The sequence below is a fragment of the Streptomyces sp. NPDC055632 genome, assembly GCF_053618675.1.
This window is the reverse complement of record NZ_JBSHHY010000013.1, coordinates 56,914-82,334: the sequence shown is the minus strand read 5'-3', so window position 1 is coordinate 82,334 and position 25,421 is coordinate 56,914. Positions and strand designations below refer to the sequence as shown.

The following is a 25,421-nucleotide window of genomic DNA, read 5'->3' as shown; positions in this document are numbered from 1 at the left end:
TCCGGTTTCGCGTGTTCACATCGGCATTGACCGGATATCCGCCGGGCAGTGATCCCTTCCCAGTGATCACCCGCACGGCCTCAGGGGGTACTTCATGGCAGCCAGGCCACTCGTTCCGCGCCAGGTCAACGAACGGCTCCAGTCGCTCATCCAGGAGGCGGCCTGCTCCAACGCCGGCCTCGCCCGCAGGGTCAACACGGTCGGCGCGGAGCGCGGCCTCGACCTGAGGTACGACAAGACGTCCGTGGCGCGCTGGCTGCGCGGGCAGCAGCCGCGCGGCCGGGCGCCCGGGATCATCGCGGAGGCGCTGAGCCGCAAGCTGGGCCGCACGGTCACCATCGACGAGGTCGGCATGGCCAACGGCCGGAACCTCGCCGCCGGGGTGGGCCTCCAGTTCGCGCCGACCGTCCCCGGGGCGATCGAGCAGGTCTGCGAGCTGTGGCGCAGCGACGTGGGGCGCCGCGAGTTCCTGTCCGGCTCCACGGTGGCGGCCTCCGCCCTGGTCGAGCCCAGCCGCGACTGGCTGATCACGGTGCCGGACGCGCACGTGGCCCGGACGGCCGGGGCCCGCGTCGGGGTCGCGGACGTGGCGGCCGTCCGGGAGACGACGGCCGCGCTCGTCGACCTCGACCGGCGGTTCGGCAGCGGGCACGTGCGCCCGGTGGTGGTGCACTACCTGGACAGCGTGGTGGCGGGGATGCTGTCCGGCTCGTACCGGGAGGCGGTGGGCAGACAGCTCTTCGCGGCGGCCGCCCGGCTGACCGAGCTCGCCGGGTACATGGCGGTGGACACCGGCGAACCGGGCCTCGCCCAGCGGTACTACATCCAGGCGCTGCGGCTCGCGCAGGCGGCCGGGGACCGGGGCTACGGCGGCTACGTGCTCGCCGCCTCGATGAGCCACCTCGCCGCGCAGCTCGGAAACCCCCGGGAGATCGCCCAGTTGGCGCGGGCGGCGCAGGAGGGCGCGCGCGGGAAGGTGCCGCCGCGGGCGGAGGCGATGTTCTTCGCGGCGGAGGCGCGCGGGCACGCCCTGATGGGCGACGACCGCGCCTTCGAGGCCGCGGCGGGCGCCGCCGTGCGGGCCCTGGAGCTCGCCGACCCGGAGGCGGGCGACGAGCCGGTGTGGATCACCCACTTCGACCGGGCGTACCTGGCGGACGAACTGGCCCACTGCTACCGGGACCTGGGCCGCGCGGAGGCGGCGGCGCGGGCGGCGGAGGAGTCGGTCGCCGGGCACCCGGAGACGCGCGCGCGGCGGCGGGCGATCGGCCTCGCCCTGCTCGCGGCGGCGCAGATCCAGCAGCGGGAGGTGGAGCAGGCCTGCCGGACGGGGACGCGGGCGCTCGAACTCCTGGGCACGCTGCGGTCGTCGCGCGGCATGGAGTACCTGGAGGACCTGAGGGACCGCCTGGAGCCGTTCTCCGGGGAGCCCGCGGTACGGGAGTTCGGGGTGCGGATGGAGCTGTACGCGGCCTGAGCCCGGCCGGAAGAGCGCCGGGGAAGGCCGCGTGAACCAGTTCTGTAACCGGCCTCACACGTGTGTGCGGACCCCCGGGCCCACCCGGTAGCGTGAACCGACGATTCCGTAGGTCCATCAGTAGGAGTCCCGGTGACGCAGAACGGACAGGGTCCGGAACCGCAGTACCCGGCGGTGCCCCCCGCGCACGACGGTGCCCACGGGGGAGCGCGGTCGTGGGACGGCGGCTGGGCCCCCGCCGGCGGTCAGCCGGGCGGACAGCCGCTGCCGCCCGCGCAGCCGCTGCCCCCGGAGGCGGCACCGGGCGCCGCCGACATGCAGTCCACGCAGTACCTGCCGCCGATACCCCCGCAGCCCGGCTACGGCTACCCGGGCCCGGGGCCCGCCGCCGACATGCAGGCGACCCAGCACATCGCGCCGGTGCCGGGCGCGATGCCGCCGGCCCAGTCGCCGCAGCCGGGGTACGGCTACCCGCACCCGGCCCAGGCCCAGGCGCCGCAGCCGGGCTACGGCTACCCGCACCCGGCCGCCGCCGACATGCAGGCCACGCAGCACATCGCGCCGGTGCCGCCGCAGCAGGACGGCGGGGCCTCGACCCAGTTCCTGGGCACGGGCCCGCTGCCGCACCAGGGCGGGCCCGGCCCGGCCGGGGCCTCCGACGCGACCCGGTACATCGACCCCGTGCCCCCGGCCGCGTCCGGCGAGCGCCAGCCGCCCGCCGAGTTCGACAGCCTCTTCCGCACGGAGGCGCCCCGGGCCCCGCAGCAGCCGCAGGGCCACCGGACGCCGCCCCCGGCCCCCGCCCCGTACCAGCAGCCCCCGCAGCACCAGCAGCCGCCGCAGCCCCCGCAGCAGGGGTACGGCTACGACGGGGCGTACTACGAGGAGGAGCCCGCGCCGCGCCGCAAGTCGCCGGTCGCCCTGATCGCGGCCGTCGTCGTCGGCTGCGCGGTCGTCGGCCTCGGCGCCGGAGCGCTGCTCAGCGGCGACGGCGACGAGAAGAAGCCCGAGAAGAGCGGCGCGACCGCGGCGGCGCCCTCCTCCGCGCCCGCCGCCGGACAGGCGTCGGAGAAGCCGGCCGACCCGGCGCAGGGCCAGGCCCAGGAGCTGAGCAAGCTCCTCGCGACCAGCAGCGACAGCCGCGACACGGTGATCAACTCGGTCGCGGCCATCAACCAGTGCAAGAACCTGGACAAGGCCGCCGCGGACCTGCGGGGCGCCGCCGAGCAGCGCCGGGGCCTGATCACCAAGCTCCAGTCGCTGTCGGTCGACAAGGTCCCGGACAGTGCCGGGCTGACCGCCGCGCTCGTCGAGGCCTGGAAGGCCTCCGCGTCCGCCGACGACCACTACGCCGCCTGGGCCGACCAGGTGAAGGCGAAGGGCGGCTGCAAGGGCGGCAAGGCCGGCAGGACGAACCACTTGGGCGCGGCCGAGAGGGACAGCGGCACCGCCACCAGGGCCAAGAAGAAGGCGGCCGGGCTGTGGAACCCGACCGCCGACACGTACGGGCTGGAGAAGCGCGCCTACCACCAGCTCTGAGGCGCCCGCCCCGGCCCCGGGGGACCGGGACCGGGGATCGGTGACCGGGGATCAGGGGACGGCGAGGAGCGTCGCGCCGACGTCGACGAAGCCGGGCTTCTGCGCCACGAGGCGTCCCTGGCGCACCACCTGGAAGGTCACCTGGTGGTTGACGATCCGGGGGAAGCCGGAGGCGCCGAGCAGGTCCGTGTACTTCCAGCGCAGGGCCGGGGTGAGGCCGCCGGTGTCGATCCGCTCGCCCCGGTCGAGGGCGTGGGCGATCTCCGTCCCCGTGATCCGGTCCCGGTCCAGGGACTCCACGACCGCCTTGAGGACCGTGTACGCGATCCAGGTGGTCTGGACGCCCGTGTCGGCCGGGTCGACCCGGTTGTCGACGAACGCGTGCTCCTGGACGACCTTGCGCATCGGCGCCCAGCTCTTGTCGCCCGCCTCCGGGTACCAGCCGGTGACGAACGCGCCCTCGAAGGGGCTGTGGGCGCCGCCGGTGCGGTCGATCACGGGCTGGTCGACGCTGCCGAGGACCGAGGAGATGCGGACGCCGCCGCCCTTCCCGTCCTTCCCGCTCCCGCCCCGCCCCTCCTTCTCCGGCAGGCGCCGGAAGGAGTCGAAGAAGGTCTGGGTGCGCTCGCCGAGGACGGCGGCCACGCAGCCGCCCGCGCCCTTCGCCCCGGCCCTGGCCCGCCCGGCCGGCCGGGTGTACTCGGCGGCGTCCTCGGCGGCCGGGATGTCGAGGGCCCCGCCGTGCTTCGCCCCGCGCAGGCCGGAGTCGAGGAGGGCGGGCAGCCTGTCCCCGCCGACGGTGTCGGGCCGGACGAGCGCGACCTTCCCGCAGGCGTCGGCGAGCTGCATGCCGTGCCCGGCGACCAGCGAGGCCTGCCCGCCGTTGACGGGGTACGACAGCGGGCTGGTGAACTCGTCGTCCGTGACGCCGTAGCCGCCGATGTACGGGATGCCGGCCGCTTCGAGGGAGTTCATGAAGACGCGCCCCTGCTGGCTGTACGAGCCGACGACGGCGACCGCCTTCTCGTCGATGGCCCGGCCGGCGCAGTCGGCGGCCCCCTCGGAGGTGTTGCGCTCGTTGCAGGTGAGGACGCGCAGTTCGTGCCCGTCGATGCCGCCCCGGGAGTTGACCCAGCGGGCGAAGGCCTGCGCCATGGCGGGCATGCCGGGCATGTTGGTGGCCTTGGTGCGGTCGGGTGCCCAGGTCATCACGGTGATGGGCTCCCTGGAGCCCCCCGTGGCCCCGGGGATCACACCGCATCCGGTGAGCAGCGACGCACCGGCCGCCGTGGCCGTGACGTACGCGAGGAGTGGGGTCAGTCGCCTACCGGTCATGGACACGCACATTTCCTCCCCAGGGGTAACGCGGGAGTGAGCGCGGATCGACGGTGGGTGACGGGAGGGTGAATTACGGGGGTCGGCCGGGGGCGGGTCCGCCCGCCGGGCAGGGGAACGTACGATCGAAACGTGTCCAGTCCAGCCATCGACCCCACCACCGGTCCCGGCCCCGGTCCCCACGCGGGCCGGACCTCCGAACCGCCCCTCGAACCACCCCTCGGTCCGTCCCCCGGTCCGGTCTCCGGTTCGGGGAACCCTTCCCGTCGCGGCCGTCGCTCCTCCACCATGGGCGGCATGCCGCTCAACGACATGCCGTGGTGGCGCTGGCGCAGCAACGTGCGCTCGGCGCTGCACATGCTCTCCGACCCCGCGTTCCACGAGACGACCTGGCTGGCCGGCCGGGAGGGATACGGCGACGTCACCGACGCCGTCTACCGCCTGGTCGAGGACACCTGGCTCGACAGCTGGTCCGCCGAGAAGTACGTCGGCGCGATCTTCCGGGACTCCGGCGAGGCCGCCCTCGTCGACGTCGCCGTCCTGCGGGTGCTGCGCATCCTGCACCAGGTCGGACCCGACGCGCCCGTCTCCGCCTACCTGGAGCACCAGGGCTGGCCGGAGGCCGTACGGGCCGCCCGCGAGGCCCACGTGCGCCTCGCGCTCGCCGACGGCGAGGACCCCGACACGCCCCCGCGCTCCCTCGACCTGCTCCGTATCATGACGCGGTCCTGAACCGTTCCGCCTGACGGACGGTGCGCCTCGCCCCCGGCCCGGTGTGGCAGGCTGACGGGATGACCGACCAGTACGTCCTCACCCTCTCGTGCCCCGACAAGCAGGGCATCGTGCACGCCGTGTCGAGCTACCTCTTCATCACGGGGTGCAACATCGAGGACAGCCAGCAGTTCGGGGACCGGGACACCGGGCTCTTCTTCATGCGGGTCCACTTCTCGGCCGAGGCGCCGGTGAACGTGGAGAAGCTGCGGGCCAGCTTCGCGGCGGTCGGCGACGCCTTCGGCATGGAGTGGCGGATCGACCGGGCCGACGAGCGCATGCGGGTCGTGCTCATGGTGTCGAAGTTCGGGCACTGCCTGAACGACCTGCTGTTCCGCTCCCGGATCGGGGCGCTGCCGGTGGAGATCGTGGCCGTGGTCTCCAACCACACGGACTTCGAGGAGCTGGTCGGCTCGTACGGGCTGCCGTTCCGGCACATCCCCGTCACCAAGGACAACAAGGCGGAGGCGGAGGGCGAGCTGCTCGACCTCGTGCGCGAGGAGGACGTCGAGCTGGTCGTCCTCGCCCGCTACATGCAGGTCCTCTCCGACGACCTCTGCAAGCAGCTCTCCGGCCGGATCATCAACATCCACCACTCCTTCCTGCCGAGCTTCAAGGGCGCCAAGCCGTACCACCAGGCGCACACCCGGGGCGTGAAGCTGATCGGCGCGACCGCGCACTACGTGACGGCCGACCTCGACGAGGGGCCGATCATCGAGCAGGAGGTCGAGCGGGTCGGCCACGAGGTGACCCCGGACCAGCTCGTCGCGATCGGCCGGGACGTGGAGTGCCAGGCGCTCGCCCGCGCGGTCAAGTGGCACGCGGAGCACCGCATCCTGCTGAACGGCAGCCGCACGGTCGTCTTCGCCTAGGTTCCTACAGCCGGCTGAGGGAGGCCGCCGCGCCCAGGACGTCGCGGATCGCCTCGCGGTCGCCGTCCTGGCCCGCCGCCGCTTCCTCCGGGGAGATGCGGCCCGCCACGAGCTGGCAGAACTCGACGCCCTCCATGGCGACCTGGGCCACCGCCTGGTCCGGGTCGCCGATCGCGGCCGGGGAGTCCAGGGCGATGTACCAGTGGCCGCCGCCCGCGCCCTCGACCTCCAGGTGCAGCGAGCGGCCCGGCGCGCCCGCCGCGACCAGCCGCTTGGCGGGCGAGGCGAGACCGGTGCGGCGGCGGCCGGCCAGGGCCGCCGGGAGCAGCCGCGTCGCCAGGCCGATCATCTCGTGCAGATGGGCGCCGCAGGGCGGGTCGTACGGGTACGCCACCGCGTTCGCGATGTCGTCCGCGTGCAGCCAGCACTCGAAGGCCCGCTCCAGGAGCGAGTCCCGCAGCGGCAGCGCGAAGTCCTTGTAGGTGACCGTGAGGTCGGCCACCCCGCGCCCGGCGAAGGAGACCGTGCGGATCAGGGTGTGGCTCTGGTCCCGCCAGGGCTCCCGCAGGGCCCGGCCCGGCGGCCGTCCCAGGCCCGACCAGAACGCCTCGGTCCGCTCGGACGGCGACAGCTCGGGCGTGCCGGTGCCCAGCGGGTCGTCGAGCCCGAGGGCCCCGGCCACCAGGCCGTCCACGGCGAAGAGGTGGCCGATGACCCCGGCGACGGTCGCCTTGCGGCGGACCGGCCGGTCCTCCTCGTACCACTTGAGCCGCACCGGCGCGTGCCACTCGGAGTCGCCGATGTCCCGCAGCAGCGCGTCGAGCCGGGCGGTCTCCGCGTCGTACGGCGTGACCCAGCCGGGGACCGGGATGCGGGCGGGGCGGCGGCCCAGACAGTTCTCCAGGACCCGGGAGCGCAGCAGCGGATCGAGGTCCAGGTCGCGGTCCCGGTGGAGCAGGGCGACGGCGTCGCGCAGCCGCAGGGCCTCGTCGGCGCACGGGCCGCACTCGGTGAGGTGCGCCTCGACGGCCGCGGTCTCCCCGGCGGAGCACGCGGAGAGCGCCCAGGCCCCGAGCAGGGACTTGAGCACTCCGTGGCTGAGGACGGGCACGTCCGGCTCCGGCTCCTCCACGAGCCCCTCCAGCCCTTCCCGCTCCGGCTCCTCCACCGGCCCTTCCCCCTCCGGCTCCTCCGGCTCCTCAGGCTCCTGCGGTTCCGGGCTCGCCGTCAGGTCCGCGTGGTCGTCCGCCGACCGGCGGGGGCCCGGTATCCGGGGAGTGCGCGCGACGCCGTCCGCGTCGTCGTCCGCCCCGGTCACAGGGCCCGTCCGTAGCCGGGCGGGGAGGTCCCTTCGAGCGGCCGGGTGTTCGCCGTGGAGAGGAGCTGGAGGCCGAGCCGGAGGCGCCGGCGCGCCTCGTCCTCGGTGACCCCGAGGTCGGCGGCGGTCTGGCGGTAGTCCCGCCGCTGGAAGTGGGCGAGTTCGAGCGCGGCCCGCAGCGGCGCGGGCATCGACGTCACGATGTAGTCGGCGCGGGCCGCGATCGAGGCCCGGCGCACCTTCTGCTCCAGCTCCTCGGCGGAGCCGATCCCCGTCTCCGCGTACGCCGTCGCCTCCGCGATCCGCAGCCGGTGCACGGCCTGCCGCTGGGCGAGTCCGGCCACCCACGCGCGCATGTTCCCCTGCCGGGGGTCGTACGCGTCGGGGTTCTCCCAGATGTAGCCGAAGACCTCGCGGGTGACCTGGTCGGCCGCCGCGTCGTCGTCGAGGACGCGGTGCGCGAGGCTGTGCACCAGCGAGGCGAAGCGGTCGTACAGCTCGCCGAGGGCGGCGGCCTCCCCGCGCGCCAGCCGCTGCTGCATCCTGCGGTCCCAGCGCGGTGGTGTGTCCTTCGCCATCCGACCCTCCGCCCGTGCCGACCCCTCCGGTTCCCCTCCAAAGTAATGCGCCGTGCCGACGGCGCACCCCTGTTTGCCGCAAGTGCGCCCTTGACGGAGGCCCGGGTGATAAGGGAGGCGCCGCTCTCGGGTCCGCCGGTCCGGCGGTCTCACCGCGTGACGGAACGTCGATACCGGGTCGTGTCCCGCGGCGGGGCCGTCACGGCCCGGAGTCGGCCTCCGGCTCCGGTACTCTGCGTGGGATGCGAGCGCACGTTGACCCGGATCGTCCCGGTGTCGCCCCTGCGGTGACTCCGCGCCCCGGAATGCGCCCCGCTCGCGCCCCCTGGAGGCGCCCCGCGCCCTCCTGTTCGACTCCCCGCAGCGTGCGTCGCACAGTATGGACCATGCGTACTCCTTCGCGCTGGAATATGCCCGAAGCGCTTGTTGCGGTGACTGTACGTCAACCATGCTGTCTCGCAAGGGAATCACGTTCCGTAAGGGCGTCGATGGCTGTGGGGCGCGAGGCGATGTGTCCGCCGGTTCGGATGGTGTGAACGGTGCAGGTGCTTCAGGTTCAGTTGGAGGTCGGGCCGGACCCGGCGGAGGTGGGGCGAGCCCGGAGGTGGGCCCGGTCGCGGCTCGCCGGCTCGGGCATAAGGGAGGACGAACCGCTGGCGGAGACGCTGGTGCTGATCATCTCCGAGCTCGTGACCAACGCCGTGGTGCACACGGGCTGCCCGGCCGTGCTGCGGATGCTGTTCGCGGCGGAGGGCGGGGTGCGGGTGGAGGTGGCCGACGCGAGCGACTGCCCGCCGAAGCCCCGGCACGCGCAGGGCGACGACACCAACGGGCGCGGCCTGGAGCTGGTGGACGGCCTCGCGGACCGGTGGGGCTGGCAGCCCGAGGGCCTCGGCAAGAGCATCTGGTGCGAGGTGGACCGGGCGCCGGTCGCGCCCGCGTCCGCGGTGACGCCGACGGGCGTGGTCTCGCCGGGGCGCGTGCCCGCCTGACGGCGGGAGGCCGTCGGGGCCCCGGGGGGCGGTGTCGTCCGTCCGGGCACCTCCCCTCCGGGCCTTCGGGGGTCCGGGCGCCTCCCCTTCGGGCCTTCGGGGTGCGGGCGTCCCCTCCCTCCGGGCCTTCGGGGCGCGGGCGGTTCAGCCCCCGGGCACGGCCTCCGCGCCCGTGACGCGGAACGTGCGCCGGTAGGAGGTGGGGGTCACCCCGATCGCGCTCATCAGGTGCGTCCGCAGCGACTGGGCCGTGCCGAAGCCGGCGTCCCGCGCGACCCGGTCGACGGGCAGGTCGGTGGACTCCAGGAGGTGCCGGGCGCGTTCGACGCGCTGCCGGGTGAGCCACTGGCCGGGGCTGACGCCGACCTCGTCGCGGAACCGGCGGGTGAACGTCCGCACGCTCATCGCCTCCTGCTCCGCCAGGTCCCGCAGCTGGATCGGCTCGTGGAGGCGGGCCAGCGCCCAGGCGCGGGCCGCGGTCGTGGTGTGCGTCCCGGTCTGCGGCAGGGGCCGCGCGACGTACTGGGCCTGGCCGCCGTCCCGGTGCGGCGGCACGACCGTCCTGCGGGCCACCTCGTTGGCGACGCCCGTCCCGTGGTCGCGGCGCACCAGGTGCAGGCACAGGTCGATCCCGGCGGCCACGCCCGCCGAGGTCAGCACGTCGCCGTCGTCGACGAAGAGGACGTCCGCGTCGACCCGCACCTTCGGGAAGAGGCGCTGGAAGTGCTCGGCGGAGGTCCAGTGGGTGGTGGCCGGGCGCCCGTCGAGGAAGCCCGCGGCGGCGAGCACGTACCCGCCGGTGCAGATGGAGACCAGCCGGGTGCCGGGCCGGATGTGCGCGAGGGCGGCGGCCAGGTCGGCGGGCAGCCTGCCCTCCTCGTAGACCGGCCCGAGCTCGTACGAGGCGGGCACCACGACCGTGTCGGCGGTGGCGAGGGCCTCCGGGCCGTGCTCCACCTGGACGGCGAAGTCGGCGTCGGTGCGGACCGGGCCCGCGGCCGTCGCGCAGGTGACGATCTCGTACAGGCGCCGCCCCTCGGAGTTCCGGGCGCCGCCGAAGATGCGGTGCGGGATGCCCAGTTCGAAGGGGAGGATGCCGGGCAGGGCGAGGACGGCGACGCGGTGCGGCGACGACACGGGCGGTGCTCCCTCCGAGAGCGGCGGCGGTGAGGACCGGTGGTGGTCCGGACCGGTTTTCGGTGACTGTCCTGAAACCGTAACCTCCGCGTGCGCCCGGTCAGGACGCCGCCGAGGGCGTGAGGCGCGCGGGGGCGGCGCCCGCCAGGAGCACGGCGAACAGGAGGGGCGCGACCGCCTGGTAGCCGATCCAGACCTCGCCCCCGGCGGTGCCGCCCCGCGCCGCCACCAGGACGCCGACGAGGGTCGCGAGCGCCCAGCCGGTGTCGTAGCCGACCATCAGGCGGACGTACGCGCGGGCCGGGCGCACGCGCGCGTACCCGAGTTCCGCCGCGCCGCCGGCGAGGAGCGCCGCGCCGGAGACGACGAGCAGCCAGAGCGGCACGCCGAGCGGTCGGGAGAGCGGGGCGGCGCCGAGGGCGAAGGCGGCGCCGAGCAGCACCTTGAAGCCGCCGTCGGCGACGATGCCGACGGCGGTGGCTCCGGTGGCGGTGGCTCCGGTTGCAGGGGTCCCGGTGGCGGGGGCGTGGCGGTCCATGGGCGTGTTCCTCCTCGTGCGGACGTCCTCTTTCTCGTAACTCGATTACTGTAATAATGAAGTTATGCGAATGACGAGGGCCGAGACGAAGGAACGCAACCGGCGGGCCCTGCTGGACGCGGCGTTCCACGTGGTCTCCCGGGACGGGCACCGTGCCGCGCTGGCCGAGATCACCGAGCGGGCCGGGCTGACCACCGGCGCCGTCTACTCGCTCTTCGGCAGCAAGAACGGCCTGGTCGTCGCCCTGGTCACCGACCATCTGGCGCCGCACTACGAGGAGATCGAGCGGGCCGTGCCCGCCGGCGCGGACCTGCTCGGAGCGGTCGACGCGCTCGCCCGACGGCAGCGGCGCGACTGCGACGCCCCCGGCGCCCGCGCCGCCGTCGCGCTCCAGGTCACCCTGCTCGACATGGCCCTGCGCGACCCGGAGCTGGGCGAGCGGCTCGCCGCGTCCGTGCGGGCGCAGGAGGAGCACCTGATCGCGCTGCTCTCCGGGCGGGACCACCGGGGCGGCACGGTCGGACCGGAGCGGGCGCGGCGCCTCGCGGTCGCGCTCCGGGCCCTGTTCGTCGGCCTCGGCCAGGGCGTCGTCCTCGGCCTCGCGGGGGACGCGGACGAGGAGCACTGGGCGGAGGCGGCGCGGGCGCTGGCGGACGGCGCGCACGGCTGAGCCGCCCTTCCGGCCGGGGATGGCCCGATCCGTTGGAAAGCTGTCGTCCGGGCCAATGGCAGGGGGGCGGGAGCGGCCGGGATGCTCGATGGCATGGCTCAGACAACCGAGACCCCCACCCGCACGCCCGACGGCGGGCCGGTCCGCACCCCCCGCTTCCACCGCGCCTGGTCCGTCGCGGCGGTCACCTTCGTCACGATCATCGGAGCCGCGGCCTTCGCCTCCCTGCCCGGCCTCCTGATCGAGCCGCTCCACGGCGAACTGCACTGGTCGCGCGGCACGATCGGGTTCGCGGTCTCGGTGAACCTCGCCCTCTACGGCCTGACCGCCCCCTTCGCCGCCGCGCTCATGGACCGCTTCGGCATCCGCCGGGTCGTCGCCGTCGCCCTCGCCGTCATCGCGCTCGGCTCGCTCCTCACCGTGTGGATGACCGCCGCCTGGCAGCTCGTCCTCTACTGGGGGATCCTCGTCGGCCTCGGCAGCGGCTCCATGGCCCTCGCCTTCGCCGCGACCGTCACCAACCGCTGGTTCGTCGCCCGCCGGGGCCTGGTGACCGGCGTCCTCACCGCCGCCGGGGCCTCGGGCCAGCTCATCTTCCTGCCGCTGCTCTCCTGGCTGGTCGAGCACCACGGCTGGCGGCCCGCCGCCGTGACCGTGGCCCTCGCCGCGCTCGCCGTCGTCCCGTTCGTCTGGCTGCTGCTCCGCGACCACCCGGCGGACGTCCGGCTCGCCCCGTACGGCGGGGAGTACGTGGAGAAGCCCGCGCCCGTCACGGGCGCCGCCCGCCGGGCCGTCACCGTCCTCCTCAAGGCGGCCCGCACCGGCCCCTTCTGGCTGCTCGCCGGATCCTTCGCGATCTGCGGCGCCTCCACCAACGGCCTGATCCGCACCCACTTCGTGCCCGCCGCCCACGACCACGGCATGCCGATCACGGCCGCGGCCGGACTGCTCGCCGTCATCGGGGTCTTCGACGTGGTCGGCACGGTGGCCTCCGGCTGGTTCACCGACCGCTTCTCCGCCCGCCGCCTGCTCGCGGTCTACTACGCGCTGCGCGGGATCTCGCTCTGCTTCCTGCCGATCCTGCTCGCGCCGTCCGTGCACCCGCCGATGTTGTTCTTCATCGTCTTCTACGGCCTGGACTGGGTGGCCACCGTCCCGCCCACGATGGCCCTGTGCCGCGAGCACTTCGGCGCGGACTCGGCGATCGTCTTCGGCTGGGTCCTCGCCTCCCACCAGGTCGGCGCGGCCGTCGTCGCCTTCGCGGGCGGCCTGGCCCGCGACGTCTTCGGCACCTACGACGTCGTCTGGTACGCCTCGGGCGCGCTGTGCGCGGCGGCGGCCCTGATGGCCCTGGTCGTCGGGCGGCCCCGGACGGAGGAGGGGCTTCCGGCGGGAGCGTGACGTCCGGGCCCGTACGCGGAGAAGCCCCCGGGGGAGGCGGTTCGTCCGCCGCCCCCGGGGGCTTCCCGTCGTTCCGGAAGGGCTCAGCCCGCGACCGCTCCCGTGGACCGGGTCCACGCGACGCCCGAGGCGTGGCCGGTCCGGTGGGCCATCACCCGGACGGAGATCTTCAGCCCGCGCTGGGCCTGCGACGGCGTGAACGTGGCCTTCGTCGCCCCGCTGATCGCCCGCCCGTTCGCGTACCACTGGTACGCGTACGAGGTCGGCGCGGGAGTCCACGTCCCCGGGTTGAGGGTGAGCGTCCGCCCCGCCTTCACCGTGCCCGTGAGGGACGGGGCCTTGGTCGCCTTCGGGGCGAGGCCCGCGGCGACGGCGTACGCGGCCGACGCGGACGCGCCGCTCAGGTGCCCGGTGCGGTGCGCCGTCACCGTGACCGTGAGCTTCTTGCCCCGCACCGAGGCGGACGGCGTGTACGTGGAGGCGGTGGCCCCGGCGATCACGGCTCCGTTCGCCCGCCACTGGTACGCGTACGAGGTCGGTGCGGGCGACCAGGTGCCGACCACGGCCGTCACCTTGTTCCCGACCCGCACGGCGCCGGACACGTACGGCGCCTTCGTCGCCTTGGGGGCGAGCCCCTTCACCACCGTGGCGGCGCTGACGGCGGTCACCGTCGGCTGCCCCGCCGCGCGGGCGGTGACGGCGACGGAGAGCTGCTTGCCCTGGAGGGACGCGGGCAGCGTGTACGCGGAGGCGGTGGCTCCGGCGATCGCGGTCCCGTTCGCCCGCCACTGGTACGCGTACGAGGCACCGGACGGCGACCAGGCGCCGGCCGACGCGGTCACCTTGCCGCCGACGACCGCGGTGCCGGTGACGACGGGGGCGGCGGTGGAGCGGAGCGCGGCGACGACGGTGACCGGACCCCTGCCGTACTCCGTCCCCTGCGCGATCACGCTCACGGACAGCGGTCCGAGCGGGGCGTTCGTCAGGTCGAGGGCGACCGTCATGCTCCGCCGGTCGGGAGCGACCGAGACGGGCGTCGACCGGGCGCTGAAGCCCCCGGAGTACACCTGGACCACGGTGCTCTCGTGCAGCGCGCTTCCGCCGACGGTCATCGTGACCCTGCCCCGGCCGACGGTGGCCGGGCCGACGGTGCCGACGGTCCGCTCGTCGAGGCCGCAGAGGGAGGAGGCGCAGGAGAAGTCGGCCCGTACGGCCGTGGAGGCCTGGGCGGGCTGCTCCGGCAGTCCGATCACGAGCGTGCTGGGCCGGGCCGCCTTCGGGTAGGCGCTCGGCAGGTAGCACTGGTAGTTCTGGCCCTCGCTGGAGTACGACCCGTAGCAGTTGCCCTTCAGGCCGGCCTGGTCGTACATCCAGGGCGTCGGCGACTGCTCGAAGGTCCCCGCGGGCGTGAACCGCACGTCGAAGCGGTCGCCCGACGCGGTCGGCAGCACCGCGCAGATCGCCGTCCTCTGCTCGGACAGGGTGCCGGTCAGCGGGCCGAAGCCGTAGCTGACGTTCGGGACCCTGACGCACTCGGGCGCGGGCCCGGCCGCCGTGCCGATGCGCAGCGCGTCGAGCCGGTAGGCGGGCGCGGCGGCCTTGCCCTCCGGGACCTGGACGAGGACCTGGTAGCCGGTGGACCCGGTGGCGGCGCAGCCCGCGGCGAAGTAGTCGCAGACGACGTCGCCGCTCGCGTTGTACGCGAGGAGCCGCGCGGTGCCCCGTGCGTCACGGACGTTCAGGTGCAGGGTGTCCCCGGCACCGGCCGCGGTCACCCGGTGGCACAGGAAGGTGCCGGGCGCGGCCGGGACGCCGCCGGCGGACGGGCCGCCGACGGGCACGGCCGGGGTCGTGACGCAGCCGCGCGCGGTGGCGGTGACGTCCAGGCGGGTCAGGGCGAACTCGCCGGGCACGTCACGGCCCTGGACGAGGACCGTGTGCGCGAGGCCCGGCGTCAGGTGGCAGGTGGAGAAGGTGTTGTAGGAGGAGCCGATGGAGCAGACCTGCTTGCCGGTCGCGTCGAGGACGCCGACGGAGGCGACCGAGTCCCCCGACACCTTCTGGATCTGCAGGAGTTCACGCGCGGAGTGGCCGTTCGCGGGGACGGTCAGGCAGTCCGCGAAGGCGCCTCCGCCGTTCTTGACGCTCATCCGGGCCGGCTTGCCCGAGAAGTCGCCGGGCAGGAAGGCGCGGCAGGCGCTCGGCGCGTCCGTGCGGTGGACGACGAGACCGTAGCCGTCGCCCTCCCGGTACGGGTCGTTCTCGGCGACGAGGGCGCGGTACGGGGCGGTGCCGTCCAGGGCGCAGGTGCCCTCCGTCAGGCCCTCGGAGCAGAGGGCGACGCCCTTCGCGTCGACGACGGTGACGTCGGCGGCGCGGTCGGTCAGGACGGCGATGCGGGCGCCCTTCGGCACCGGCAGGTTCAGGCAGTCGACCTCACCGGGGGCGGCGAACGTGCCCCGGTGGTCGCGCGCGAGCACGAGGCCGTTCTCGCAGCCCCGGGTGGCGGTGCGGTCCAGGATCCGCACGGCGGACCCGGTGAGCAGGGTGTACGGGGCGCCCGCGGTGAGCGCGCAGTTCTCCCCGGACGCGCAGACGGTGGAGCCGTCCGCCGCGTACACCTCGACGTCGGAGCCGGAACCGTCGGCGTCGACGGCCCGCACGTCGTAGCGGCCGGTCACCGCCGGGGTGAACGTCCTGCACCCGGTGCCCGGTGCGGCCTGGGCGGGGGCGGAGCCGTACGCGGTGACGGCGACGGGCACGCAGCCCGCCGGGTGCGACAGGCGCCGGACCTTCAGGGCGTACGCGGCGGGGAAGCCGTTCTCGGCCGACCGGACCTCGGCGAGGACGCGGTAGCCGCCCGTGCCCTCGGGCAGGACGCAGCCGTCGCTGCCGTCCTCGTTCCAGGAGGGGCACAGGCGCTTGCCGGTGCCGTCGGTGATCCAGTGCAGGGAGTCGCCGTACTCGTCCAGCCGGAAGTCGGCGGTGATCCGCTCGCCGGGGGCGGCGGTGAACGCGTGGCAGACGATGCCCAGGCGGTCGGTGGCGCGGCCCGTCGTCGGAGCGGAGTCGTAGCCGGTGCCGGCGACGTCCGGACAGCCGGGGGCGGCCGCCAGCGGGACGAGGGCGACGCGGGTCTCGACGGGCTCCCAGTGCGGGCTGAGGACCTTGAGGGTGTACGTCCCGGCGGCCAGCTCGCACCAGGAGTCACGGTAGTTGGAGTCCTCGCACGTGACGTGCTCCTCGCCCGCGTACAGCGACGGGTACGAGTACTGGTCGGAGACGAGCAGCCGGTGCAGGCCCGGCTTCTCCAGGGTGACCGTGAAGCAGGCGGTGACGTCCGGCCGCAGCGTGACGGTGCCGACCGCGTCGCCCGGGTCGCCGAGCGGGGCGAGCGCGAGGGGCGCGCAGGGCTCGGTGGTGGGTGTGGGGTCGACGGTCTCCGTCGGGTCGGGTGACGGCTCGTCGGTGGGGTCCTGCGTGGGTTCCGGCGCCGGATCCTGCGTGGGTTCCGGCGCCGGGTTCTGCGTGGGCCCTGTCGTCGGGCCGCCCGACGGCGCGGGCGCGGGCGCGGCGGGTGTCGACGCGGCCGGAGCCGACGCGGTGGCCGGTACCGTCGCGGCGAGCGCCGTACCGGCCGGGAGCATCGGGCCGAGCAGGGCCGTCAGCAGTGCGGGAACCAGAAGAACGGATCTTCCGGTTCTTCGCGGTCTGGTGCGCGAACGCGCGGACATGGGCATTCCGTTCCCCCCGGAGCGGTGTTGGCATATGCGTGTCACACCCTACGGGCCGCTTCGGACACCCGTCGCGCGACTATTCCGCCCCGGAGGCCCGCTCGGGCCGCTCACGCCGCCGGGGCCGTTCCCGTCGCTCCCGGACGGCGTCCGAAGCGATCGCCCCCGGGACCGGAGCGCCCGGGGGCGGGAGCCTCCGAGGCCGGAACGTCCTGGGTCAGAGCCTCCGAGGCCAGAACGTCTCAGGCCGGAGCCTCCGTGGCCGGAGCGTCCGTGGCCGGAGCGTCCGAGGCCGGAGCGTCCGAGGCCGGAGCCTCTGCGGGGAGGGCGGGGCCGTCACCCCTTCGCGCTCTTGGCCGCCTTCGCGTTCGCCCGCGCCGCCCGGCGCGCGATCGCCCGTGCGATCTTCTCCGCGTCGATCGCCAGCTCCCGGAACATGCCGCTGATCGGGTTCGTGAAGCCCGTGAAGTACAGGCCCGGGGCGTCGCGGGAGCAGCGGGCGCCGTGGACGACCGGGCGGCCCCGGGCGTCGAGGACGCCCAGGTCGCCCACCAGGGGCTCCAGGGCGCGGCGGTAGCCGGTCGCGGCGATGACGGCGTCCGGGGCGATCCGGGTGCCGTCCGCGAGGAGCACCTCGCCGCCCTCGAAGCCCTCGACGGCCGCGACGACTTCGACCTTCCCGGACCGCACGGCGTCGACCAGGCCCACGTCCTGCACCGGGATCGCGCCCTGCCGCTGGCGGGTGGCGAGGCCGGTGTCGGGCCGGGGCAGTCCGTACGCCGTGAGGTCGGGCGCGGCGACGCGGGCCATCACGGCCCCCAGCCGGTCGACCACGGGCACCGGCAGCCGCCGTATCAGGATGCCGGTGCGCTGGGCCGGCCACCCGGCCGTCGTGCGCCGCACGATGTGCGGGACCGTCCGCACCGCGAGCCGCACCCGCTTCGCGCCGCCCCCGGCGAGGTCGGCCGCGATCTCGGCGCCGGTGTTCCCGACGCCCACGACCAGGACGTCCTTGCCCGCGTACGGCTCCGGGTCGCGGTACGCGCGCGCGTGGCTCAACTCGCCCTCGTACGCGTCCAGACCGGGCCACTCGGGCAGGTTCGGGGTGTGGTTGAAGCCGGTGGCCACGACCACCGCGCCGCCGACGAGCCGGCGCCCGCCGGTCGCGTGCAGGACCCACTCCGCGCCGGACCGCTCGATGCCGAAGACCTCGACGCCGGTCACGACCTCCAGCTCGTGCTCCTCCGCGTACTTCTCCAGGTAGCGGACCACGTCGGCGCGGGCGACCCAGCGCCCGAACGAGCGGGGCATCTTCAGGCCCGGGAGCCCGGAGAGCCGCCGGGTGGTGTGCAGCCGCAGCCGGTCGTAGTGGGCGCGCCAGGAGGCGCCGACGGCGTCGGACTTCTCCAGGACGACCGCCCGGACGCCCCGCCCGCGCAGGGCGGCGGCGACCGCGAGCCCGCCGGGGCCGCCGCCGACGACGTACACCGGAGGAACGGGGTGGGCGGGGGGCTCGTGCGGGGTGGTGACCATGAGAACCGAGCGTAATGACGTGTACACGTAGTGGGTCTCGACCGGGCGGGGTTTCGGTTGCGAATCGGTATACACGCGCCCGCGTGCCGGTTACAGGGCCCCGATGTTCCGCCAGACCTGGCTGCTCTGGGCCCCGCCGCAGGTGTAGGTCATCGCCATCGACCCGGCCGTCAGGCACGCTCCGTCGCTCATGTTCTTGATGGTCCGTCCGGAGGACGTCGAGGAGAGGACCTTCCAGGACTGGGCGGAGGAGCCGTTGCAGGGGTTGGTGGTGAGCCCCATGCCGCCCGTGGGCTGGAGGCAGCGCCCGCTCGTCCGGTTGACCAGCCGGAACGTTCCGTTCGACCCGGACCGGTAGGTCCAGGAGTACCAGTAGGCGGTGCCGTTGGGGTTCTTGGAGCCGCAGGCGGCGGCCGTGATGACGTTGCCGAACCCCGAGTTGTACTCCGCCAGGCAGTTGCCGCTCGTCCCGTTCTCCAGGGAGTACGTCCCCGAGGGCGCCGAACCGCCGCCGGTCGACGGGGGAGGGGCCGGCTTCTGGGTCGTCGGCTTCGGGGCCGGGGGCCGGGTCGTCTTCGTGCCACCGGAGGGCGTGGTGGGAGCCGTCCCGCCGCCGGACCCCGAATCCGAACCCGACCCCGACCCCGACCCCGAACCCGACCCGGACCCCGACCCCGAGCCGCCCGGCAGGACACCTCCGCCGCCACCGCCACCTGCACCCCCACCTGCACCCCCACCTGCACCCCCGCCACCGCCATCACCCGCCGGCGGCGGAACCGCCCCCGGCGGCTGCTGCCCGGACGGCGCCCCGGACGGAACCCCCGACGGCGCCCCCGACGACGGCTTCGGCGCCGAAGGAACGGAGGACCCGGCCGACGGCCCGACCGCAGAAGGCACCGCCGCCGGCTGCGAGGCCACGGCGGACGGCGGCGCGGAGTCCTGCGGGGCCGCGCCGAGCCGCCCGACCTCGTACGGCCCGAGGGCGACGGTCAGGGTGGTGCCGGTCGCCACGACGACGGGCACGGCGAGCATGACGAACTGGTTCCGCCGCTTCTCCGGCTTCCCGGAACCCCCGGCGGCGGTCACGGCGAGCACGTCCGGCGAGGCCGTCGCGGGCTCCTTCCCGGCCTGCGGGGTGAGCGAGGCCGTCGGAACGTCCCGGGCGGGGTCGGCCGCCTCCAGCTCCGCGAGCTGCTCGGCCGTGGGCGCCCCGGCGGCGAAGGCCGCCCGCTCCCCGATCCGCGCGGCGAGGGCGTCCGGCCAGGCGGCCCCCGCCGCCCCCTCCTCGGCGAGTTCCACCAGCTCGGCGGCGGTCGGCCGATCCGCCGGATCCTTCGAAAGACACTTCTTTACGAGCTCCGCGAGCGCGGGGTCGGCCTCGGCCAGGCCCCCGAAGTCGGGCTCGCCGTGGACCACCCGGTAGAGCAGGTCGGGGCCGGAACCGTCGCCGAACGGAGGCCGCCCGTTCGCCGCGTACAGCAGGAGGCTGCCGAGCGCGAAGACGTCGGCCGCGCCGGTCAGGACCCGTTCCGCGACGGCCTGTTCGGGCGCCATGTAGGCGGGGGTGCCGATGACCATGCCGGTCCTGGTCAGCCGGCTCTGGTCGGCGGCGCGGGCGACGCCGAAGTCGATGAGGGAGAGCCCGTCGCCGGTCAGCATCACGTTGGACGGCTTGAGGTCGCGGTGCACCATGTCGGCGCCGTGCACGACCCGGAGGCCCGCCGCCGCGCTCCGCAGCAGCCGCCACAGGGCTCCGCCGGTCAGCGGACCGCCGTTGAGCCGGATGGCCTCGTTGAGGGTGACGCCGGGGATGAACTCGGTCGCGAACCACGGGGGCTTCGAGGTGCGGTCGCTCGCGAGCAGCTTGGTGTTGGCCCCGCCGGGCAGCCGGGCCAGGTTGTCCAGCTCGTGCCCGAAGTGGCTCAGGAAGTCCGCGTCCTCCGCGAGGATCGGCAGCACCCGCTTCACGGCGGCGAACTTCCCCGGCACGGCGCCGAGGTAGACCCGCCCCATGCCGCCGGACCCGAGCACGCCGAGCAGCCTGAACGCCCCGATCCTGCGGGGATCCTCGGCGTCCAGCGGCATCGCTCCGCTGCCGCTCAGACTGCCCGCACTGGAATTGTTCTTCGGTTCCCCCTGCATGCGCGCCACGATAACCGAGCGGTTCGCCGCCCGGGTGTCCTTCAACTGCTCATTGATGCAAGGCGGTTGAAGGAACGATGGAGAGGTGATGAAAGAACCCGGCGACGACCGCGTCGGACCGGCGCGCAGGGGCGCGGAGGTCCGCGCGGGACACGGCCGGTTCGGGAGAAAGGTGCCGGCGACCGCCCGTCATGAGACGGACCCCACTCCTAGAGGGAGTTAGGCGGACGCGGTCGCCGGTCGGTTCCCCGAATTTGTCAGCACCCGGGGACGGCAGGAGCGTAACCGGGATCAGGAGCCCGGGGCACGTGAATTACGCCTGGGTCAGGCGTCCACGGCGGAGGCCACGCCCACGAACGCGGCCCAGGCGGCGGGGGCCACAGCGAGCTGGGGGCCGTGCGGGACCTTGGAGTCACGGACGTGGACGGTGGTGGGGTGAGCGGCGACCTCGACGCAGTTGCCGCCTTCACCGCTGCTGTAGCTGGACTTGCGCCAGTCGTAGGCGACCTCGATGCACTCGCCGCCCTCGCCGTCGCTGTAGCTGCTCTTGAACCAGGCCAGATCTGCGGTGCTCATAGCTCTCCCAGCATTTTCTCGATCCGCTCCAGGGACTCGCGGGGCGTGAGTGCCTGTGCCCGGATAATCCCATAGCGCTCGGTGTACGCGCGCACCTCCTCCGGGTCGGTGATCAGGCGGGCATGCCCGTAGATCTCGGTGTACGCCACCTCCCGCCGCCCCTTGGGGGTGAGAAGGGTGAACGAGCCGCCCAAGCCGGGATGCTCATCGCGGTCGATCGGCATGATCTGGAAGTGCACGGTCCGCAGCCGGGCGACCTCGCCGATGCGCCGCAGCTGTTCCCGGAAGGCGTCCATGCCGCCCAGCGGCCTTCGCAGCACAGCCTCTTCGACGACGAAGCTCATCGTCGGGCCCGGCCACGTGTCGAAGATGGCTTGTCGCGCCAGCCGGTCGGCCAACCGCTTTTCGATGGTCTCCTCGTCGTACAGCGGGCGCCGATGTCGGAACACGGCTTCGGCGTACGCGGGTGTTTGCAGGATGCCCGGCACCGCCTGGACGGCGTAATAGTGCAGGGCAACCGCTTCCGCCTCCGCCTTCGCGAAGTCCCGGAACCAGTCCGGGTGTCGCACCCGCGCCCGCGCCAGCGCCTCCCGTACGTCGTCCGCCGCCACGGCAAGCGCCCCGCCCGCCTTCACCAGCGGATCCACCCGCACCAGGAAGTCCGGCTGCGGAGTCCGTACCCCCCGTTCCACCGACGAGATCAGGTCCTCGCTGCAATGGGCCAGGCCGGACAGTTCCGCCTGGCTCAGCCCCGCGTTGTGGCGCAGGACCTTCAGGATCTTGCCCAGCGCCTGGAAAAGATGCGCCGTACCGTCCACCTCGGAGGGCCGTTCCGGCCTCTCCTCCTCGTTTCCCGACATCCGTACCGCCCTCTTGGCGTGCCCGTACCGTTACGCAGCGTCGTCGCGTCGCTGCTGGTCAGCGTAGGGGCGGGGGCCCACTCTCGGGGCATGAAGTCAGAAACCACCACCCCGACCGGTGAGTTCGTGCTCCGTCTCTCCGCGACGCGCCGGGGCGCGCGCCTGGCGCGTCTGCTGGCCGTGCAGCAGCTCCGGGACTGGGGCGTGACCGGCCCGGCGACCGAGGCCGCCGAACTGGTCCTCGCCGAGCTGGCCAACAACGCGGCCCTGCACGGGCGGGTGTCCGGGAGGGACTTCGAGGTGCGGATGGAGCGGGGCGACGACCACGTACGGATCGAGCTGTCCGACGCGCGCGGCGAGCGCCGGCCGTTACCGTCCGCGACGCCCGACGAGGGCGGCTACGGGCTGCTGCTCGTCGCCGCCCTCGCCACGGCGTGGGGCGTGAAGGAGCGGGAGGTCGGCAAGACGGTCTGGGCGACCGTCCCGCTGACCTCCCGCTGACCCCTCAGAGGTAGCTGACCCCTCAGAGGTAGAGGTTGCGGGCGGGATCGTTTCCGGTCGTCGAGTACACCGCGACCGTCGACTTCGGTCGGAACGGTCGCTTCCAGTCCCCGGTTCCCTTGTAGAGGACGACATCGGCGGGGTTGCCGTCGGTGCCCGACGCGTACAGGTCGGGCCGTCCGTCGCGGTCGGCGTCCCCGATGCCGACCAGGTGGCCGTACACGCCCCAGCCGCCGCCGATCCGCGCGCGGGGCGCGAACGTGCCGTCGCCCTTGCCGAGGTACAGCCAGAGGACACCGGCCCGGTCGCGGGCGACGAGGTCCCCGGCGGGCCCGCCACCGATGTTCCCGGTGGCGGCGAGCTGGTTGTAGGCGCCCCAGCCGCCGCCGATCCTCTTGCGGGCGCCGAAGGGGGCGCTCGTGTCGCCGGTGGCCGGGTGGAGCCACAGGACGCCCGAACGGTCGGCGGTCACGAGGTCGGGACGGCCGTCGCCGGTCAGGTCGGAGCCGCCGGTGAACGTGTCGTACGTCCCCCAGCCGCCGCCGATCCGCGTCCGCCCGCCGAGCGGGGCCTTGCCGTCGCCCGTGCCCCGGTACAGCCACAGGACGCCGGACCGGTCCCGGGCCACCACGTCGGACACCGCCGAGCCGCCGAGGTTCCCGGCCGCCTCGATCCGGTCGTAGGCCTGCCAGCCGCCCCCGACGAGCCGGCCCGGGTTCTGGTCGAGCTGGTCCGCGTACGGCGAGAAGAGCGTGTCGCCGATCCACAGGCGGCCCGCCGTGTCCCGGGACAGGACGTCCGGGGAGCCGTCGGCGTCGTAGTCGTGGAGACCGGGCCTGCGGGTCACCGTGAACGAGCCGGAGGACCGCAGTTCGGGCCCGATGCCGTTGAGCGGCTTCGCCGTGATCTCCCAGGTGTACGGGCCGTCCGACGCGCCCGTCCACAGGTCGCGGGTCCCGTTCCAGGCGAGCTGGCCCTCCCAGGTGTACGGCGCCGCGTGCGGGTCGTACTCGGGCACGTCGAGCGGCAGGACGTCGTCCGACAGGGTCTCGCCCGTCCGGGTGTTGCGGATCTTGACCCGCATCTCGACCTCGGACCGGCTGAGCCGCCAGACCATGGTGAACCGGCCGCCGGTCCTGTCGAGGTCGAGGGCCGACGGGATGTTGTGCCCGAGCAGCGTGACCTTGGTCGAGAGGCCGGAGGAGGCGACCCGGGTGACGGCCGGGACGCCGCCCGTGCCGGGGACGATCCGGTACAGGCCCTCGCCGCCGTCGATCGTGCCGCCCTGCACGACCAGCGCGCCGTCGGGGGCCACGGCCGAGAGCGTCATGTCGTCCATGAGCTTCCGGGTCGTGTCGTTCCCCAGGTGGCGCGCGGTCACGGCGTACGCCGGGGACGGGTTGCGCTCCTCGTAGCCGCGGCTCTGCGCGTACGTCAGCCAGTCGCCGATCAGGCCGACGGAGTCGACGCCGACGGGCAGGGCGATCCGCCGGGTGCCGGTGGCGGGGCCCCGCTCGGTGACGACCGCCGTGGCCCCGCCCGTGGCGCCGGACTCCAGCCAGGCGACGTGCCTGCCCGACAGGGCGATCGAGGGCTGCCGGTCCGGAGCGCCCGCGAGGGGCGCGGTCTCCGTGAGCGCGGCGGAGGCGAGGTCCACGGTGGCCCAGTGCAGCCGCGCGCCCGCGCCCGTACCGGTGAGGTACGTGAGCAGGACGGTGTCGGACGTGCCCTGCCGGACCACCGGGTTCCTCGCGTCCTTCGGCAGGCCGGTCACGGTCCGGTCCGCGAGCCCGCCCCCGTCGCCCTGGGAGAGCAGGTGCACGTCGTGTCCGCCCGAGGCGTTGGACACCTTGACGACCACGGTCCGGCCGACGGCCCCGACGTAGCGGCCGTCGCGACCGGCGACCCCGGACGAGAAGGACAGGACGTCCTGGTCCGTCGTCATGTCCCGGAGCGTGACGTACTCGTCCGGCGTCACGCGCACGGCCACGTCGGAGGCGTGCGCGACGGTGACCAGGTCGCCGCCCGGCCACGGCTCCTGCCTCCTGCCGTCGGAGTACCGCGTCCAGACGGCGTGGTGGCCCTGGTCGTCCAGGGTCCAGGTCATGAACCCGGTGGTGCCGGCTCCGGCGAGATCCGCCCGGCCGACCGGGTAGGGCACGACCGCCGGGGCGGTGGCCGTGGCCGGGGCGGCGGAAGGAGCCGCGGCCGGCGCGCCGACCGCCGCGGCCGGGGCCGTCAGGCCGGTGCCGGTGGCGGTGGCGGCGAGGACGGCGACGACGGCCGCGGCGAGACGCCGCCGGGGCGTACGCGTGTGGATCAAAGGGGTCCCTCTCCCGGAAGGCGTGGTGCGGTGGTGGTCCGCCGTCGCGGAGGGGACCCGCGGGGAGGGCGAATGGTTGTGCGACGGTGCGACGGGCGTTCCGCACCGCCTCCTTCCGACCGGGAACCGACCGGAAGGAGACGGTACGGGAGGGCGGCACCGGCCCCCGGCTAACCCCGCTCCACCACGCCCCGCACGTACGCCGCCTGCCCCGCGTGCTGGAGGTCGTCCGAGATCACCGACACCAGCCGCACGCCGAGGGTGACCGGCGGGTCCCAGGCGGTGTCGACGACCCGGTCCAGGTCCGCGTTCGTCACCGCCCCGACCAGCTCCGCCGTCCGGTCGTGCACGGCGTCGTGGTAGCCGAGGAGGAGATCCGCCGGGGCCCGGACCTGCCCCGTCTGCGCGCTCGTCTGGCCGTACCCGGTGGCCTTCTCCGGGAAGGGCAGCCCGAAGCGGTCCGCCCAGCCCTCGGTGGTCCACAGCTGCTCCGTGCCGAAGGCGCCCGCCAGGTGGTCGTCCTGGATGCGGGTGAGGTGCCAGACGAGCCAGGCGATCGAGTTCGCCTCCGGATCGACCCGGGTGGCCAGCTCGTCCTCCGTGAGGCCCTCCACGGCCCCGTGGACGGCCTCGCGCACCCGGCCGAACGAGTCGACCAGCAGACCGGCGCTGTTCATGCGGACTCCTTGCGGTGAGGGGTCGCGGCGGGGATCAGGAACGGCCCGCCCGCCACCGTTCCACCATCGCCTCCACGTCGAACGGCCGCAGGTTCAGCGGCGGCCCGGGCGGCGGGCGCAGCAGGGCCTCGGCGATCTTGGTGTTGACCTCGCCGAGGACGCGGCGGACCTGGCTCTCGGAGACGGCCCCGGCCACCGCCGCCTCCGCGTCCTCGGCCTCCTTGCGCAGGGCGAGCGCCGGCGGCAGCACGGACGCGCCCTCGCGGTGCATCTTGCCCTTGATCCACCACAGCTCGTCGTACGGCGCCGAGTCGTCGGGGAGGGGCTTCCCGAAGCCCGGCAGGCTCCGGAACTCGCCCCGTTCCGCCGCCTCGCGGATCTGCTTGTCCACGAACGACTCGAAGCTCACTCCCGGCGGCTTGCGTTCGGTCATGTGTCCAGACTACG

At 74.5% G+C, this 25,421-nt stretch carries 21 protein-coding genes; 8 read left to right on the top strand and 13 right to left on the bottom strand.

Annotated elements, in window-relative coordinates:
* Window positions 1-94 precede the first annotated feature (94 nt).
* A complete protein-coding gene (locus tag ACWGSR_RS18605; RefSeq protein WP_376232502.1) occupies window positions 95-1,477 on the top strand; it encodes a transcriptional regulator in 1,383 nt (460 codons plus the stop codon).
* Window positions 1,478-1,609: 132 nt separating this feature from the next.
* The gene (locus tag ACWGSR_RS18600) at window positions 1,610-3,016 is read left to right on the top strand and encodes a hypothetical protein (protein WP_376232501.1); all 1,407 of its coding nucleotides are present in this window, start codon (window positions 1,610-1,612) and stop codon (window positions 3,014-3,016) included.
* A 51-nt stretch (window positions 3,017-3,067) separates the two neighbouring features.
* Here ACWGSR_RS18600 and ACWGSR_RS18595 read toward each other — a convergent pair whose 3' ends face one another.
* Complete coding sequence (locus ACWGSR_RS18595; protein ID WP_453567544.1) at window positions 3,068-4,351, bottom strand: ABC transporter substrate-binding protein; 1,284 nt, start codon at window positions 4,349-4,351, stop codon at window positions 3,068-3,070.
* Window positions 4,352-4,639: 288 nt separating this feature from the next.
* On the opposite strand from ACWGSR_RS18595, the gene ACWGSR_RS18590 reads away from it, so the two are divergent.
* Together ACWGSR_RS18590 and purU are read left to right on the top strand one after the other, a co-directional pair.
* Window positions 4,640-5,083 (top strand): SCO4402 family protein, encoded by a 444-nt coding sequence (locus ACWGSR_RS18590; RefSeq protein ID WP_366376439.1) that lies wholly within the window; start codon window positions 4,640-4,642, stop codon window positions 5,081-5,083.
* Window positions 5,084-5,142: 59 nt separating this feature from the next.
* The gene (gene purU / locus ACWGSR_RS18585) at window positions 5,143-5,994 is read left to right on the top strand and encodes a formyltetrahydrofolate deformylase (RefSeq protein WP_366376313.1); all 852 of its coding nucleotides are present in this window, start codon (window positions 5,143-5,145) and stop codon (window positions 5,992-5,994) included.
* Between the two features lie 4 nt (window positions 5,995-5,998).
* Here the strand turns inward: purU and ACWGSR_RS18580 are convergent, their stop codons facing one another.
* Together ACWGSR_RS18580 and ACWGSR_RS18575 are read right to left on the bottom strand one after the other, a co-directional pair.
* Entirely contained in the window at window positions 5,999-7,312 is a 1,314-nt protein-coding gene (locus ACWGSR_RS18580; RefSeq protein ID WP_453567542.1) for a maleylpyruvate isomerase N-terminal domain-containing protein, read from the bottom strand.
* Complete coding sequence (locus tag ACWGSR_RS18575) at window positions 7,309-7,890, bottom strand: sigma-70 family RNA polymerase sigma factor (RefSeq protein ID WP_376232495.1); 582 nt, start codon at window positions 7,888-7,890, stop codon at window positions 7,309-7,311. The genes ACWGSR_RS18580 and ACWGSR_RS18575 overlap by 4 nt, the downstream gene beginning before the upstream one ends.
* A 539-nt stretch (window positions 7,891-8,429) precedes the next feature.
* Between ACWGSR_RS18575 and ACWGSR_RS18570 the strand changes: the two genes are divergently transcribed.
* Window positions 8,430-8,882: an ATP-binding protein gene (locus ACWGSR_RS18570; RefSeq protein ID WP_376232493.1), complete on the top strand. Its 453-nt coding sequence runs from the start codon at window positions 8,430-8,432 to the stop codon at window positions 8,880-8,882.
* Window positions 8,883-9,026: 144 nt separating this feature from the next.
* On the opposite strand, the gene ACWGSR_RS18565 is transcribed toward ACWGSR_RS18570, so the two are convergent.
* Both ACWGSR_RS18565 and ACWGSR_RS18560 read right to left on the bottom strand, forming a co-directional pair.
* Window positions 9,027-10,019: a GlxA family transcriptional regulator gene (locus ACWGSR_RS18565; RefSeq protein WP_453567540.1), complete on the bottom strand. Its 993-nt coding sequence runs from the start codon at window positions 10,017-10,019 to the stop codon at window positions 9,027-9,029.
* Between the two features lie 100 nt (window positions 10,020-10,119).
* Window positions 10,120-10,557, bottom strand: a complete 438-nt coding sequence (locus ACWGSR_RS18560; protein WP_453567538.1) for a hypothetical protein — start codon at window positions 10,555-10,557, stop codon at window positions 10,120-10,122.
* A gap of 70 nt (window positions 10,558-10,627) precedes the next feature.
* On the opposite strand from ACWGSR_RS18560, the gene ACWGSR_RS18555 reads away from it, so the two are divergent.
* Both ACWGSR_RS18555 and ACWGSR_RS18550 read left to right on the top strand, forming a co-directional pair.
* Window positions 10,628-11,227, top strand: coding sequence for a TetR/AcrR family transcriptional regulator (locus ACWGSR_RS18555; protein ID WP_376232567.1), 600 nt, complete (start codon window positions 10,628-10,630; stop codon window positions 11,225-11,227).
* A gap of 93 nt (window positions 11,228-11,320) precedes the next feature.
* Window positions 11,321-12,628 carry an MFS transporter gene (locus ACWGSR_RS18550; protein WP_453567536.1) on the top strand — a complete coding sequence of 436 codons (1,308 nt, stop codon included), beginning with the start codon at window positions 11,321-11,323 and terminating at the stop codon, window positions 12,626-12,628.
* 83 nt (window positions 12,629-12,711) lie between these two features.
* Here ACWGSR_RS18550 and ACWGSR_RS18545 read toward each other — a convergent pair whose 3' ends face one another.
* The 5 genes from ACWGSR_RS18545 to ACWGSR_RS18525 all read right to left on the bottom strand — a co-directional run bounded on the left by ACWGSR_RS18545 (window position 12,712) and on the right by ACWGSR_RS18525 (window position 21,473).
* Window positions 12,712-16,362, bottom strand: a complete 3,651-nt coding sequence (locus ACWGSR_RS18545; protein WP_453567534.1) for a hypothetical protein — start codon at window positions 16,360-16,362, stop codon at window positions 12,712-12,714.
* Window positions 16,363-16,698: 336 nt separating this feature from the next.
* Window positions 16,699-17,895, bottom strand: a complete 1,197-nt coding sequence (locus ACWGSR_RS18540; protein WP_376232486.1) for a flavin-containing monooxygenase — start codon at window positions 17,893-17,895, stop codon at window positions 16,699-16,701.
* A gap of 90 nt (window positions 17,896-17,985) precedes the next feature.
* Window positions 17,986-20,037 (bottom strand): protein kinase domain-containing protein, encoded by a 2,052-nt coding sequence (locus ACWGSR_RS18535; protein ID WP_453567532.1) that lies wholly within the window; start codon window positions 20,035-20,037, stop codon window positions 17,986-17,988.
* Between the two features lie 324 nt (window positions 20,038-20,361).
* Entirely contained in the window at window positions 20,362-20,613 is a 252-nt protein-coding gene (locus ACWGSR_RS18530) for a DUF397 domain-containing protein (RefSeq protein ID WP_376232482.1), read from the bottom strand.
* Entirely contained in the window at window positions 20,610-21,473 is an 864-nt protein-coding gene (locus tag ACWGSR_RS18525) for a helix-turn-helix domain-containing protein (RefSeq protein ID WP_376232481.1), read from the bottom strand. Before ACWGSR_RS18525 ends, ACWGSR_RS18530 begins: the two co-directional genes overlap by 4 nt.
* Window positions 21,474-21,563: 90 nt before the next feature.
* Between ACWGSR_RS18525 and ACWGSR_RS18520 the strand changes: the two genes are divergently transcribed.
* Window positions 21,564-21,974, top strand: coding sequence for an ATP-binding protein (locus ACWGSR_RS18520; RefSeq protein WP_453567530.1), 411 nt, complete (start codon window positions 21,564-21,566; stop codon window positions 21,972-21,974).
* A 22-nt stretch (window positions 21,975-21,996) separates the two neighbouring features.
* Here the strand turns inward: ACWGSR_RS18520 and ACWGSR_RS18515 are convergent, their stop codons facing one another.
* The 3 genes from ACWGSR_RS18515 to ACWGSR_RS18505 all read right to left on the bottom strand — a co-directional run bounded on the left by ACWGSR_RS18515 (window position 21,997) and on the right by ACWGSR_RS18505 (window position 25,407).
* Entirely contained in the window at window positions 21,997-24,297 is a 2,301-nt protein-coding gene (locus ACWGSR_RS18515; protein ID WP_453567528.1) for an FG-GAP repeat domain-containing protein, read from the bottom strand.
* Window positions 24,298-24,467: 170 nt separating this feature from the next.
* The gene (locus tag ACWGSR_RS18510) at window positions 24,468-24,974 is read right to left on the bottom strand and encodes a mycothiol transferase (RefSeq protein WP_453567526.1); all 507 of its coding nucleotides are present in this window, start codon (window positions 24,972-24,974) and stop codon (window positions 24,468-24,470) included.
* A gap of 34 nt (window positions 24,975-25,008) precedes the next feature.
* Complete coding sequence (locus ACWGSR_RS18505) at window positions 25,009-25,407, bottom strand: DnaJ family domain-containing protein (RefSeq protein ID WP_453567524.1); 399 nt, start codon at window positions 25,405-25,407, stop codon at window positions 25,009-25,011.
* Window positions 25,408-25,421 lie beyond the last annotated feature (14 nt).